The organism is Aquimarina sp. I32.4, assembly GCF_002924285.1.
GTDB lineage: Bacteria > Bacteroidota > Bacteroidia > Flavobacteriales > Flavobacteriaceae > Aquimarina.
Window position 1 is genome coordinate 1 of sequence record NZ_PGUB01000062.1, and the last position, 14,450, is coordinate 14,450.

General features: G+C 30.4%; 4 protein-coding genes. All 4 read left to right on the plus strand.

Annotated features, from left to right (window positions below):
• Window positions 1-3,146: non-ribosomal peptide synthetase (locus tag CVD18_RS14015; protein WP_146052795.1), on the plus strand; the 3,146-nt coding region annotated here is incomplete at its 5' end.
• Window positions 3,139-3,873 carry an aspartate/glutamate racemase family protein gene (locus CVD18_RS14020; RefSeq protein WP_103866069.1) on the plus strand — a complete coding sequence of 245 codons (735 nt, stop codon included), beginning with the start codon at window positions 3,139-3,141 and terminating at the stop codon, window positions 3,871-3,873. The genes CVD18_RS14015 and CVD18_RS14020, both read left to right, overlap by 8 nt.
• 12 nt (window positions 3,874-3,885) lie before the next feature.
• Complete coding sequence (locus CVD18_RS14025) at window positions 3,886-4,827, plus strand: TauD/TfdA family dioxygenase (RefSeq protein ID WP_103866070.1); 942 nt, start codon at window positions 3,886-3,888, stop codon at window positions 4,825-4,827.
• Between the two features lie 44 nt (window positions 4,828-4,871).
• Window positions 4,872-14,444 (plus strand): non-ribosomal peptide synthetase, encoded by a 9,573-nt coding sequence (locus CVD18_RS14030; RefSeq protein ID WP_103866071.1) that lies wholly within the window; start codon window positions 4,872-4,874, stop codon window positions 14,442-14,444.
• Window positions 14,445-14,450: the final 6 nt, after the last annotated feature.

Genomic DNA, 14,450 nt, shown 5'->3' on the forward strand with positions numbered 1-14,450 from the left:
CAGTAGAAGAAAAGGAGTTGATTCATGATTTTAATGATACAGCAGTTGATTACCCTTTTGATAGGACGATTATAGATGCCTTTAGGAGAAGTGTTGAAAATTTCTCATTAAATAAGGTGCTTATTTGTGAAGGACGCGAACTCACATATAAGGAATTGGATATTCTCTCTAATCAAATGGCTCATTATTTATTAGAGTATTATCCAATCGAGGAAGGAAGTTTGATTGGTATAGAATTAGAAAAGACTGAATGGGTCATTATATCAATTTTGGCAATTTTAAAAACAGGAGGAGCATACCTTCCTATAGATCCCAATTATCCAGTCGAAAGGATTAATTTCATAAAAGAAGACAGTAACTGTGTATTTATTCTTAATAATGTTTTATTAGAAAGTTTTAAGCAAGTCCATTCTGAATATTCATCAGTATTACCTAGTATACTAATAACTTCGAATACTCTTGCATATGTAATTTATACTTCAGGGTCAACAGGAAAACCTAATGGTGTTTTGGTTGAGCATGGTAGTAGTTTTAATATGTCCACTGATCAATTGCGCATATTTGATATCGCTAGCACAGATGTTATTGTTTGGTTTTCATCTATTGCATTTGATGCTTCAGTTTTTGAAATCATGTTGGCTTTATATAGTGGTGGCACCTTGGTTATCCCTACAGAGAAAGAGAGAAAAGATACGGATAACTTTGTACGTTTGATAAAAGAAACAAATGTTACTATTGCTACGCTCCCTCCTAGTTATTTAGATTTATTATCTAGTCCTGATCTTTTAACATTACGGTGTTTGATCACAGCAGGAGAGTCAGCACGAGTTGAAAAAGCATCAGAACTATCAGAACAGATACGATATTTTAATGCGTATGGTCCAACAGAATGTTCTGTATGTGTATCTACATACGAAGTAAAGCCTTCTGATGTTAACAGAATTTCTGTCCCTATTGGTAGTCCTATAGCTAATTTATCGATATATGTTTTAGATTCTAAATTACAATTAACTCCAAAAGGTGTAGCAGGTACAATATATGTATCAGGAATTGGAGTTGCCCGTGGTTATTTGAACAGGCCTGTTCTAACAAAAGAGACGTTTTTAGATGATCCTTTTATAAAAGGAGAACGGATGTACTGTACTGGAGACATCGGTAGGAGATTGTCTGATGGATCTATAGAATTTTTGGGAAGACAGGATAATCAGGTAAAGATTCGTGGATATAGGGTTGAATTAGGTGAAATTGAAAACATATTGCTTAAGGAGTCAGGTATAGAACAAGCAGTTGTTGTTTTTAAAGAACATAACCAACAAAACACGTTAGTTGCTTATTTAGTTAGTGATACTACTCTTAATAAAAATGTACTAAAAGACTCGATGCGTTTGATTTTGCCGGACTATATGGTACCTAGTTATTTTATCATTGTCAATGAAATTCCATTAACACCTAATGGTAAAATTGATACAAAATTACTACCTGCTTTAGAGGACAAAGATTTTTTAAAGGAACAATACGTTGCTCCAATCAATGATATTGAACAACAACTTGTTTCTATATGGGAACGGTTACTTAATGTTGATAATATAGGTGTAACGGATAATTTCTTTGAGTTAGGAGGACATTCTTTATTAGCAACTAGATTGATTTCTGGAGTTAGAAAGGAACTAGATGTAAACATTGAGATCAATGAAATATTTACAAACTCAACGATCCAGTCGCTATCCGATATCATTCAAACAAAAAATACACAACCTCAGTTTCCTATTATTAAATGTCAAGAAAAACCATTAAAAATCCCATTGTCATTTGCGCAAAAAAGTTTGTGGTATATAGATAAAATTGAAAGTAGTATATCACATCATATACCTCTAGCATTAAGATTAAATGGAGTTCTTGATGTACAGATTCTGGAAGCTTCTTTTCAAGAAATAATAAACAGGCATGAAGTTCTGAGAACTGTTTATAAAGAGGATAACGGAAGAGCTTATCAATATATAAAACCAATGAATGATTGGACTTTAGAATATATAGAAAGCCCAAAAATTTTAGATAAAAATAGTTTATCACAATTAATTAGTGAAGAAATAAAAAAGCCGATTCATATAGAAAGTGATATGATGTTGAGAGCTACTGTTATTAAGGAATCAAAAGAGCGTAACATATTGATATTGATGTTACACCATATAGCTTTTGATGGGTGGTCTATGAATATCTTGGTAAAGGAATTAATAGAGTTATATGAAGCAAAAATAGAAGATAGACCTACTTCTCTACAAAGATTGCCAATCCAATACGCTGATTATGCAATTTGGCAAGATACTTATTTAAAAGAAAGTAGTATAGATAAAAAATTGGATTATTGGAGGGAAAAACTTTCTGGAGTACAGGCAATAGATTTGCCAAAGGATTATAATTCCAAAGAAGAAAAAGATGTTGAAGGAGTGGTAAGTTTTACAATTGATAAAAAACTAAGCAAACAGTTAAAGGCTTTTTGTCAAAAAGAGAATGTGACTTTGTTTATGGTAATGATATCAATTTTCAAAATACTCCTATATAAGTACTCAGGAAAAAATGATATATGTATAGGTAGTCCCGTTGCCAATAGAACTCAGAAAGAGTTAGAACCATTAATAGGATGTTTTTTAAACACATTGGCGATACGCAGTGATCTGAGTGGTGATCCTAATTTTTTATCTTTTTTAAAACAAGTGAAAAAAACTACGATAGAAGCATACTCTTATCAAGATATTCCCTACGAAAAAATTTTAGAAGTTTTATCGGTAAAAAGACAATCAAACAAGGCTTTTTTGTTTGATGTAGTATTTAATATGTTGAATTTGCCTACAATAGAGTCTATAGCATTAAAAGGGTTAACTATTGATCCAATTAATGAATTAGAAATACCATCTAAATCAAATATCACACTTTATATAATTGAGGAAAGAGATGCTCTTAAGGGAGTTTATAGATACAATAAAAAAATGTTTAGTCATAGTAGAATTCAAAATATGGCAATGCACTATGAAGAATTGTTAAAAGAAGTCCTTTTTACCCCACTAAATACTATTTCGGGATTGAATTTTTTATCAAAAGCCGAGCAGAAAGAGCAGAAAGATATACTAATGGATTTTTTAAATGATTAGATCAATTACAGATACTATGAATGTAACCAATCAAAGTGAGGTTGTAGCAATTATTGGAGGAATGGGACCATTGGCAAGTGCAGAATTTGTTAATAGAATATACCAGTATTACCCCTACAACTTTAGCGAGCAAAAGGCGCCATTTATTTTGCATTATTCGGATCCTTCAATGCCAGATAGATCAACATGTTTTATGAAAGGAGATGCACAAATAATCTATGATCGCTTATTAACAATACTAGAAGATTTGAGTAAATACAATGTTATCAAATATATTTTATGCTGTTTCACAATTCATCACGTGGTTCCACTTTTGTCAAGTTATTATAAAGATAGAATTATTTCTTTGGTAGATGTCGTAGTCGAAAATATAATTAAAGAAAAGGGAACCTATTTATTTTTATCAACAACAGGAACGAGAAAAATGAAAATCATTGAATCTCATCTGGAATGGAATAGAATAAGTGATCAACTATGTTTTTTGACAGATGAGGATCAACAAGTGTTTCATAGTTTGATTTACAAGCATTTAAAATTAGGAAAAAATCCTCTTTTGATTATAGATGAATTAATAAAACTTGCTACAAAATATAATGTAAATGGAATTATCTCAGGATGTACAGAGATACACTTATTAACCAAAAACGCAAAAAAAACATTCTATCCTTTAAAGGTTATTGATCCATTGGACATCATTGCAAGAAATCAATCTTTTAACAAAAAATAAATTATTAATACTATGAATATAGAAGAGAATTTCCCATACATATGGAGTAATGATAAATCGAACACGAAATTTTTGCCAGATTTTTTGAAAGAAAACTACACTGATATTAAGAATAAACTTTTAATGCATGGAGCAGTTCTATTCAAATCTTTTAAAGTAGATGATGTAGATAAATTGGAGGAGTGTGTATCGGCTTTCCCAGGAAAACCCCTTGATTACGTTGATGGAAATTCGCCAAGGACTAAATTGAAAGGAAAGGTATATACCTCTACAGAACACCCTTCAGATACTTTTATTTCTTTACATAATGAACTTTCTTACTCTCATATTTGGCCAAGGCACCTGTTTTTTTGCTGTCAAACCCCTGCATTAATTGGTGGACATACTGTAATTGCTGATAGCCGTAAGATTTTGAATGATCTTTCATATACGATAAAAACAATTTTTCAAGAAAAAGGAATTCAATATATAAGAAATCTTCATGGAGGTACTGGAGTCGGACCATCATGGCAAGATACTTTTGAAACACAAAACAAGCAAGATATAGAGGCATATTGCCAAACTCAGAACACTTTATTTGAATGGACAGGAGATGATAATTTAAAGCTAATTCAGCAAAGAAGTGCGATTATTAAACATCCAGAATCGAATGAGAATGTTTGGTTTAATCAAGCAGATCAATTTCACCCATCAACAAATTCGCCAGAAGTGTACGAGGCGTTGATGGAGATCTATGAAGATGATTATCATTCTATGCCTCAATATGTTTGTTTTGGTGATGGAAGCAATATACCTATTGAGATGCTAGAAGAAATTAGAAAAGTAACCAAAGAAAATACAGTTTCCTTTCCTTGGCATCAGGGAGACTTAATGATTGTAGATAATGTTCTTGCTGCTCATGGTAGAACTCCATTTGAAGGAAAGCGAAAAATACTAGTTTCAATGTCTGCATAATTTGAAAAAATTCAATAAATAAATACGAAAAATAAGAACCCATAATGAAATTTGATAATATAATTGATCTATTTAGAGAAAATGTAAATAATAATGGAGATGAATTGGCTATTGTCTCTTCTACAGTATCTTATACGTACGAAGAATTAGATCAAAAAACTAATACGTTATCAGGTTATTTACAATATTTCGGTTCTGATACAAGAGAAGAGCTATGTTTTGTGTTTACGACCTCTTCCTTGGTAGCTTCCCAATCATTATTGGGAGTCTTTAAGTCTGGAAAAATATTTGTTCCTATAAGTCTTGATTTTCCTGATAAAAACATTGAAGCTTTACTAGAAGAATATAAACCTCAATGGATTATTCTTGATCAATTAAGCAAAGATAGATTTGAAAAGGTTAGAAAAAATGTTAAGCAGTGTAAGTTTAAGGTATGTTTTTTTGATCTCACCTTCTATAATGATTTAAAACTAAATGAAGAAGATATTTTTATTTCTAATAAAAATAAGATTGAAAAAGATCAAATTTATCCTATTGAATTAAATTCTTTAGATCCGTGTTATATATATTTTACTTCTGGTTCTACTAATAAGGCTAAGGCAATTTTAGGGGCTTTTAAGGGAATTAATCATTTCATTAACTGGGAGATTAATTTTTTAAACCCTAAGAATAAGCTTAAGGTAAGTCAGCTTACTTCGCATACATTTGATGCCTTTTTGAGAGACCTTTTTCTACCTCTATGCTCTGGGGGCACACTATATATTCCTCCGAAAATAGAAGGAATGATTCATGTCGACCAATTAGTTGATTGGATCAATGATAATGAAATAAATATAGTTCATTGTGTTCCCAGTTTGTTTCGTGAATTACTTGATTCTTATCACGATCAAAAACTGAACAAACTCGAATATATTCTTTTGTCAGGAGAAAGTTTGTATCAAGAAGATATTAAAAATTGGTATCATATTTTTGGAAATAAGGTGAGTTTAATTAACCTCTATGGTGCTTCTGAAACAACAATGGTTAAATTCAGTTATACCATTGATTTTATGTTAGATCAAAAAAGACCTATTGCCATAGGAAAACCAATTACTGAATGTAAAGCTATTCTCTTGGATGCAAATCTAATGCCTGTAAAGCAAGGTAATACTGGGGAATTATATATTAGAACAGAATATGGATCTTTAGGGTACTATAAAAATAAGGGGTTGACAGAAAAAAACTTCATTGAACACCCTCTGCTAAAAGGCATCGATAAATTATTATACAAAACAGGAGATATAGCCTTTGTTAGAGAAGATGGAAATTACATATTTAAAGGTAGAAAGGATTATCAAGTAAAAATAAATGGAGTTCGGGTCGAACTAGATGAGGTAGAATCTACTATTATTCAATACCCAGGGATTGAAGATTGTGTTGTTTTTTATAGTAAAGAAACCAATAAATTGGTCACTAGCTTAAAAACTAAGGAACAAATTGTAGAAGACGAACTTAAATATTTTCTTAAACAACACCTACCAATATCCCTTATTCCTGTATCCTACTCATATAAAAAAGTTTTCCCAAAAAACAGCAACGGAAAAACTGATAGGAAACAATTATTAGAAGAATTGAAGACTGTAACAAAAAACAAAAATGCTGATCATGTTACTCCAGAAAATGAGATACAAATAGATTTAGTACATATCTGGAAAAAACTATTAAAAATAGAAAAGGTTGGTATTCATAATGACTTTTTTGATTTAGGAGGGAATTCGCTTTTAGTTGTAAGATTAGTTTCTCTGATAAGAAAACAATTCTCTGTTGAAATTAGTATAAAGGAAATTTTTGAATTGCCTACTATATTTTCACTATCAAAAAGTATTGAAGCTGATAAGAATAATAAATCTATTCTTCCTGAAATTGAGGTATATAGTAGGCCGTCACTAATACCATTATCTTTTGCTCAAGAGCGTTTGTGGTTCTTAGATAAATTGACAGGTAGTGTAAACTACCACATTCCAATAGTTTTAAAAATACAAGGAGAGCTGAACTTCAGTCAAATAGAATCTTCACTTGAGGATATTATAGATCGTCATGAAATACTTAGAACTATTTATGAAGAAATTAATGGTAAATTATATCAAAAAATATTAAATAAAGAAAGTAAATTATCAGAGATACAAAAACTGAATCTTTCAAGAAAAGATGTGTTAAAAGATCTTATAAATGATGAAATAAGTAAGCCATTTGATTTATCCAAGGATCTGCCAATTAGAATAAAGTTAATTGAAATTACTCCTAATGAGTATATTTTGATTATGGTAGTTCACCATATTGCTTCTGATGGATGGTCCATGAATTTACTAATTAATGAATTTTCAGAGCTATATAAATCAAAAATCAAAAATTACTTACCGAAACTAGATAAGTTATCAATTCAATATGCAGATTATGTACTATGGCAAAATAGTTATTTAAACGAAGATTTATTAGAACATCAGTTGCAATATTGGGAAAATAAGTTGCAAAATGTCGAACCTTTAAATTTACCAACAGATTTTAAAAGACCTTCTTTACAGAGTAATAAAGGTAATACTCTTAATTTTTCAATTGATAAACTCCTTGAGAATAAACTAAAAAAATTAGCATTAAAAGAAGATACCACCCTTTTTATGATTCTTTTGAGCGTATTTAAGATTTTGTTATATCGATATAGCGGTCAAGATGATATTTGTGTAGGAAGCCCTATTGCAAATAGAACTCGGTTAGAAGTAGAGCCTTTAATAGGGTGCTTTATAAATACTTTAGCATTGAGAAGTAATCTAAGTAATAACCCTAGTTATAAAAGTTTTTTAACACAGATAAAAAACACCACTTTAGAAGCTTATAAATATCAAGATGTACCATTCGAAAAAATTGTAGATAGGGTTGTAAAATCTAGAGACCTTAGTCGTAATCCAATATTCGATGTAATGTTTGTTTTACAAAACAATGAAGTTTTTGAAGAAACAGATATGGAAAATATCACATTTTCAAATGAGCATTTTTCACAAGAAACTACACAATTTGATCTTACCTTTAATTTAACAGAAACTAGTAATGGTATAGATATAGGGGTAACCTATTGTAGTGAGTTGTTCTTACAAACTACAATTGAACAAATGATGGAGCATTATAAACAACTTCTATCGTCAATTGTCGAAAATCCTAAAATGCAGATTGGTAATATTTCAATGCTTTCAAAGAAAGAAGAGGAACAACTAACAAATTTTAGTAAGACAGATAAGTTGTTCCCTTATAAGGATGCCACAATTATCGATTTGTTTGAAGAACAAGTAGCGAATAACCCCAAAAGCGTTGCCCTAGTTTTCGAAGAAAAAGAATATACATATGATGCTCTTAATAGATTGTCAAACCAATTAGGTAGTTATTTGAGAGAGAAATATACTATCAAATCAGATGATTTGATAGGGATAAGAATTGAAAGAAGTGAATGGTTGATAATTGGGATATTAGGCATCCTAAAGTCGGGAGGTGCTTACGTACCAATAGATTCTGAATTCCCTGAGGATAGGTGTAATTACATAATTGAGGATAGCGGATGTAAAACGATATTAGATGAATCAGAGATAGAAATTTTTTTGAGTGAATGTGATAGCTATCCTGAATATAATTCTAAAAACTTAGTTTCTTCAAAGAATTTAGCTTATGTTATTTATACCTCTGGTTCAACTGGAAAACCTAAAGGAGTTTTAATAGAACATTATTCCTTGTTGGATTATGTTACTACCTTCAATGATAAATTTGACCTAATAGAAGATGATAGAGTGATTCATCAATCCTCTATTTCATTTGATACCCATATTGAAGAAATATTCCCTTGCTTAATAGCAGGAGGGTGTCTTTTAGTATCTCGAAATGGGGGTAAAGATATATTTGAGACGGTTAAACTTATAGAAAATCAAAAAGCTACTATTCTAAGTACAACACCACTATTTTTAAAAGAACTTAATCTAATTTTTGCAGATTACACCTCTTTGAGGTTAATAATTAGTGGTGGTGATATTTTAAAAACTGAGTATATAAATAATAGTCTTGCTAATATAAAAGTATGTAATACTTATGGTCCTACAGAAACTACTGTGATCGCAACAATATATGATATACAAAAAAGAGAAGGGACTATTCCGATAGGAAAGCCATATGGCACTAATGAGATATATATATTAGATAAAAACCAGGAATTAGTTCCAGTTGGAGTAATTGGCCAATTGTGTATTTCGGGAAAAGGAGTAGCAAGAGGTTATCAAAATAAACCAGAACTTACAAGCGAAAAATTTATTAATAATCCAATATATAGAGAGTCTGAAGCTAAATTATATTGTACTGGTGATTTAGCTTTTTGGTTGCCAGATGGTAATATAGAATTTGTTGGACGAACAGATGATCAGGTTAAGATACGTGGATATAGAATAGAGTTAAATGAAATAGAGGCTGTTTTACAAAAATCAACCTTGGTTAATCAATGTGCAATAGTTGTTAAAGAAGATTTTGATGAGACCAAGCGTTTGATCGCATACATTGTACCAGAAAAGAATTACGATAAGGAGAAGATACGAGGTTTTATGCAATCTCAATTACCTAATTACATGATTCCCTCCTTGTTAATAACAATTGAAAAGCTACCATTAAATACTAGTAATAAGATTGACAGAAAGTTTTTATCAGATCTTGATACATCAGAGGTATTTTCTAATTCTTACATAGCTCCAACGAATTTTGTTCAGAGTAGGCTTGTGAAAATTTGGGAAGAAGTATTGAATATTGAAAAAGTAGGTATTGAGGATGATTTTTTTGAGTTAGGAGGACATTCTTTATTAGTTATAAGAGTTGTCTCTAAAATAAGAAATGAATTTAATAAGGAAATTTCTATTAAGGATGTTTTTTCAAAATCTACCATTTCTGCATTATCTAAAATAATTACTTCATATAAGGAAAAGGATGTTTTGCCAGAAATTAGTTCATATGAAGATCGTTCACCTCACATACCTTTGTCTTTTTCTCAAGAACAAATATGGCTTATTGATAAACTAGAAGGGAGTTTGCATTATCATATGTATTCTACGATTTGCTTAGAAGGTATTTTGAATATTGATATAATTGAACGTTCATTTAAAGAAATAATAAATAGGCATGAAGTATTAAGAACCATTTTCATAGAGAAAAATGGGGTAGCGAATCAGTTAGTTTTAGAGAAAGACAATTGGGAGGGACTAAAATATATTGATAATTCTAACGGTATAGATCCTAATATTTTTATAAAAAGAGAAATTAACATCCCTTTTAATTTGTCTTCGGATCATATGTTAAGAATATCTTTAATAAAGATTTCTGAGGTTAAACATATACTGGTTTTGGTAGTGCATCACATTGCATCTGATGGTTGGTCAATACCTATTGTTATTAAAGAGTTCTTGTCTTTTTATAACTTTTTTAAGGGGAAAAATACTATTGTTCTACCAGAGTTACCAATTCAATATGCCGATTATTCAATTTGGCAACGAAACTACTTAAACGAAGAAGTTTTAGAAAATAAGTTGTCTTATTGGAAAAATAAACTTAGTGGAGTAAGTTTTTTAAACTTACCTACCGATAAAGAACGTCCTCCAGTACAAAGTAACCGAGGGAATACTTCAAGTTTTAATATTGATAGTACAATACGGTTTCAATTAGAATCTTTATCACAGTCATGTAAGAGCACTCTTTTTACAACCCTTTTGAGTGTCTTTAAAGTTTTATTATATAGACATAGCGGACAAGAAGATATTTGTGTAGGAAGCCCTGTAAGTAACAGGAATAATTCGAAATTAGAATCTTCTATAGGATATTTCGTAAATACATTGCCTTTGCGTACTGATTTGAGCGGAAACCCTAGTTTTAAAGATTTACTTTTAAGGGTAAAAGAAGTTGTTTTAGAAAGTTTTGATTATCAAGATGTTCCTTTTGAGAAAATAGTAAAAACCGTGCAACAAGAAAGGGACTTAAGTCGTACACCTTTATTCCAAGTTCTCTTTGTATTAGATATGGAAGAGATATCTCTTCAAACAGAGTCTTTATTAAGTGATTTGGAGATGTCTGAGCAAGTTTTTTGTAATCAAATTTCTAAGTTTGATTTAACTTTTAACGTGGTTCAATCTTCTGATAAATTAGAAGTTAAGGTAGAATATTGCAGTGATTTGTTCTTGCCCGAAACTATAGAAAGGATGATGGCGCACTATAATGAACTCTTATGTTCAATAGTTTCTGATCTCACAACACCTATTAATGATCTTAAAATGCTTACACCTCCAGAGGTGCAAACATTAGTATTAGATTTTAATAATACAGACGTAATTTATCCTAGGGATAAAACAGTGATTGAATTATTTGAAGATCAAACAAAAAAAACGCCAGAAAGTATTGCGTTGACTTTTGATGGGAGTTCCCTTACTTACAAAGAATTAGATGATAGAGCCAATCAATTGGCGAATTATTTGAGAAAGAAAAATAGCAAAGAAGAATCTATTGTAGCTATATGCTTAGATAGATCTTTTGATATTGTTATAGCACTTTTAGGGATATTTAAATCGGGAGCAGCTTACGTTCCATTTGATCCAAATAGTCCTCAAGAGCGTCTAGATTATATGATGTCAGATACTAATACCAAACTGATTCTTACTAATAAAGAATACAATTCTCGATTCGTATCATATAGCAATTTAGAAATTCTATTAGTTGATGATAATATTACCGTTTTACAAGAGCCAACTACTACACCAAGTAGAGATTTGAAAGGTGTGAATTTGTCTTACGTAATTTATACGTCTGGGTCAACTGGAAAACCAAAAGGAGTAATGCTTACGCATGAAAGCCTTCGTAGTCGTATTTTAAGTGAGGTAGATATCCTTAATTTGGATCAAAATGTAAAAACATGTTTTCTTACAAACTATGTTTTTGAAATTTCCTTATTAGAACTAATTCTACCATTAGTTATAGGGGGAAGTATCTTGATTCCAACAGATAATCAAATTAACTCTCCCACATCTTTAATAAAGTTGATGGATAAAGAAGGAGTCACCCTGATTCAGGGAACTCCAAGTTATTTAATAAGTTTAATAAATGTATTAGAAGAAGATAATACAAAATTAGAAGCACTTGATCGAATTTGTTTTGGTGGAGAATCATTGAGTCAAAGTTTGGTGACTGATATTCATAGAAAACTGCGCGATGTAAAAGTCAATAATCATTACGGTCCTACAGAGACTACAATAGATGCAATATTTTATGAAAACATAATATCTTTTGAATCTAATATTATAGGGAAACCTATGCCTAACACAAAAGTGTATATCGTTGATCTATTTAATAAATTAGTTCCTATAGGAGTATCAGGTCAGATATTAATTGGAGGTGATGGTCTAGCAAGAGGATATCTTAATTTACCTGATCTAACTGATGATAAATTTATACCAAATCCTTTTTCAGAAAAGAAAAACCAATCAAAATTATATAAAACAGGTGATCTAGGTAGATGGTTGCCAGATGGTAATATAGAATTTATTGGGCGAATAGATGATCAGGTTAAAATACGAGGTAACCGTGTAGAGCTTGGTGAAATTGAAAGTATACTTCTCGAATCCCCCTTAATAAATCAGAGTGTTGTATTGTTAACAGAAGATCAGTATGAAAATAATAGGTTAATCGCTTATGTGGTCCCCGAAAATTTTTATGATAAGATACTTGTAATTGAATATTTAAAAACAAAATTACCAAGTTATATGATTCCTTCAATACTTATCGAATTAGATGAGCTTCCTTTAACGGTTAATGGAAAAGTTGATAAAAAGTTATTACCTAATTTTGATGACACATTAATCACTTCTAATAATTATGTTGCCCCCCGTAACGAAATAGAAAAAAAACTAGTCGAGGTATGGGTAGAACTTTTAAAGGTTCACAAAATTGGGGTATACGATAATTATTTTGAATTAGGAGGGGATTCAATTATAAGTATACAAGTAGTTAGTCGTTTAAAAGAATTTAATTATAATCTTAAACCACTAGATTTATTTCAATCTCCAACTATATCAACTTTAGCAAAGAAAGTTAAGCTAAGTTCTGAATTATGCAAGTCTGAACAAGGAATATTGATTGGTAAGTCTCTATTTTCTCCAATTCAAAAATGGTTTTTTGAAACAGATTATGTTGAAGTATCCCATTTTAATCAAGAAGTTCTAATTGAAACAGACAAAGACCTTGTTGATAGTTTTTATGAAAAGACATTTAGAGCATTAATAGAGCATCATGATGCGTTACGTTTTTCATATAAAATTATAGATGGAAAAAGACATCAAAATTATGAAGAGTATAAGGATAGTCTGGAAATAATTGATTTAAGTCATTTCAATTCAACCAATGTATTATATGAAGAAATTACAAAGCTATGTGAAGGTTATCAAAAAAGCTTAAATATAGAAAATGGAGAAATAATCAAAGTAGTTTTGATTAAGACACCTTCATTTGAAATAAAAAATAGACTATTTATTGTTGTACATCATTTAGCAATTGATGGGGTATCATGGAGAATTATTTTTGATGATATTAGAAAATCATTAACCGCTTTATCATCTGGAGAAACTATCGATTTTGGAGAAAAAAGTAGTTCTTATAGAGAATGGATAGAAATACTTCAAGATCATGTGACAACGAGACAAATAGAATTACAGCAAAAATATTGGAAACGTACAATAGAAGATTATATACCACTACCAACTGATAAAAATTCAGGAACCCCAACAATGAAAAGTGTACAGAGAGTTTCTGTAAGTCTAAGCCCTTCATCTACAAACGATTTATTAAAACAAACAAATCAAGCATATAGTACTCAGATTAATGATATTCTGCTTAGTGCATTGGCAAAAACAATTAGTGACTGGTCAAAAAATCTAAATACGATAATTTGTTTAGAAGGTCATGGACGAGAACATATCTCGGAAAAAATAAATATAACTAACACTGTTGGTTGGTTTACCAGTTTATATCCAATAAAATTGACTTTAGAGAAAGGTATATCAGAAGGAAATCTAGTAAAATCAGTTAAAGAACAATTGAGAGCTATTCCTAAAAAAGGGATCGGATATGGGTTATTACGATATATGCACCCTTCAGAAGATATGAGGAAAAGCTTACATGGAGATAAATGGGATATAGTATTTAATTATTTAGGACAATATGATGTTGTAAGCAATAATAATTTGGACTTAGAAGGAGCAAAGGAATTAACAGGCAATAATATAGGAGAAAACTATCCATTTACTAACAAACTAGAAATAGATAGCTCAATATCCCAAGGGAAACTAGATTTACTCTGGAGTTATTCAACAAATCAATACGACCATAAAACTATCAAAGAATTGGCAAGTCAATATATTATCAATTTAGAAGAAATAATAACACATTGTGTTAACAAAAGAACTAAAGAATATACACCATCAGATTATGGATTGAATCATGAAATTGATTATAAAGAACTAAATGATTTTGGTCATTTCTTAAAAAGTAATGAAGAAGAGGGAGAAGATATTTTAAAATTTTAAAAGTGA

Bases quoted from the DNA above. Each gene is read 5' to 3' on its own strand.
- CVD18_RS14030 (WP_103866071.1), top strand. From the start codon at position 4,872: ATGAAATTTGATAATATAATTGATCTATTTAGAGAAAATGTAAATAAT.
- CVD18_RS14020 (WP_103866069.1), top strand. From the start codon at position 3,139: ATGATTAGATCAATTACAGATACTATGAATGTAACCAATCAAAGTGAG.
- CVD18_RS14025 (WP_103866070.1), top strand. From the start codon at position 3,886: ATGAATATAGAAGAGAATTTCCCATACATATGGAGTAATGATAAATCG.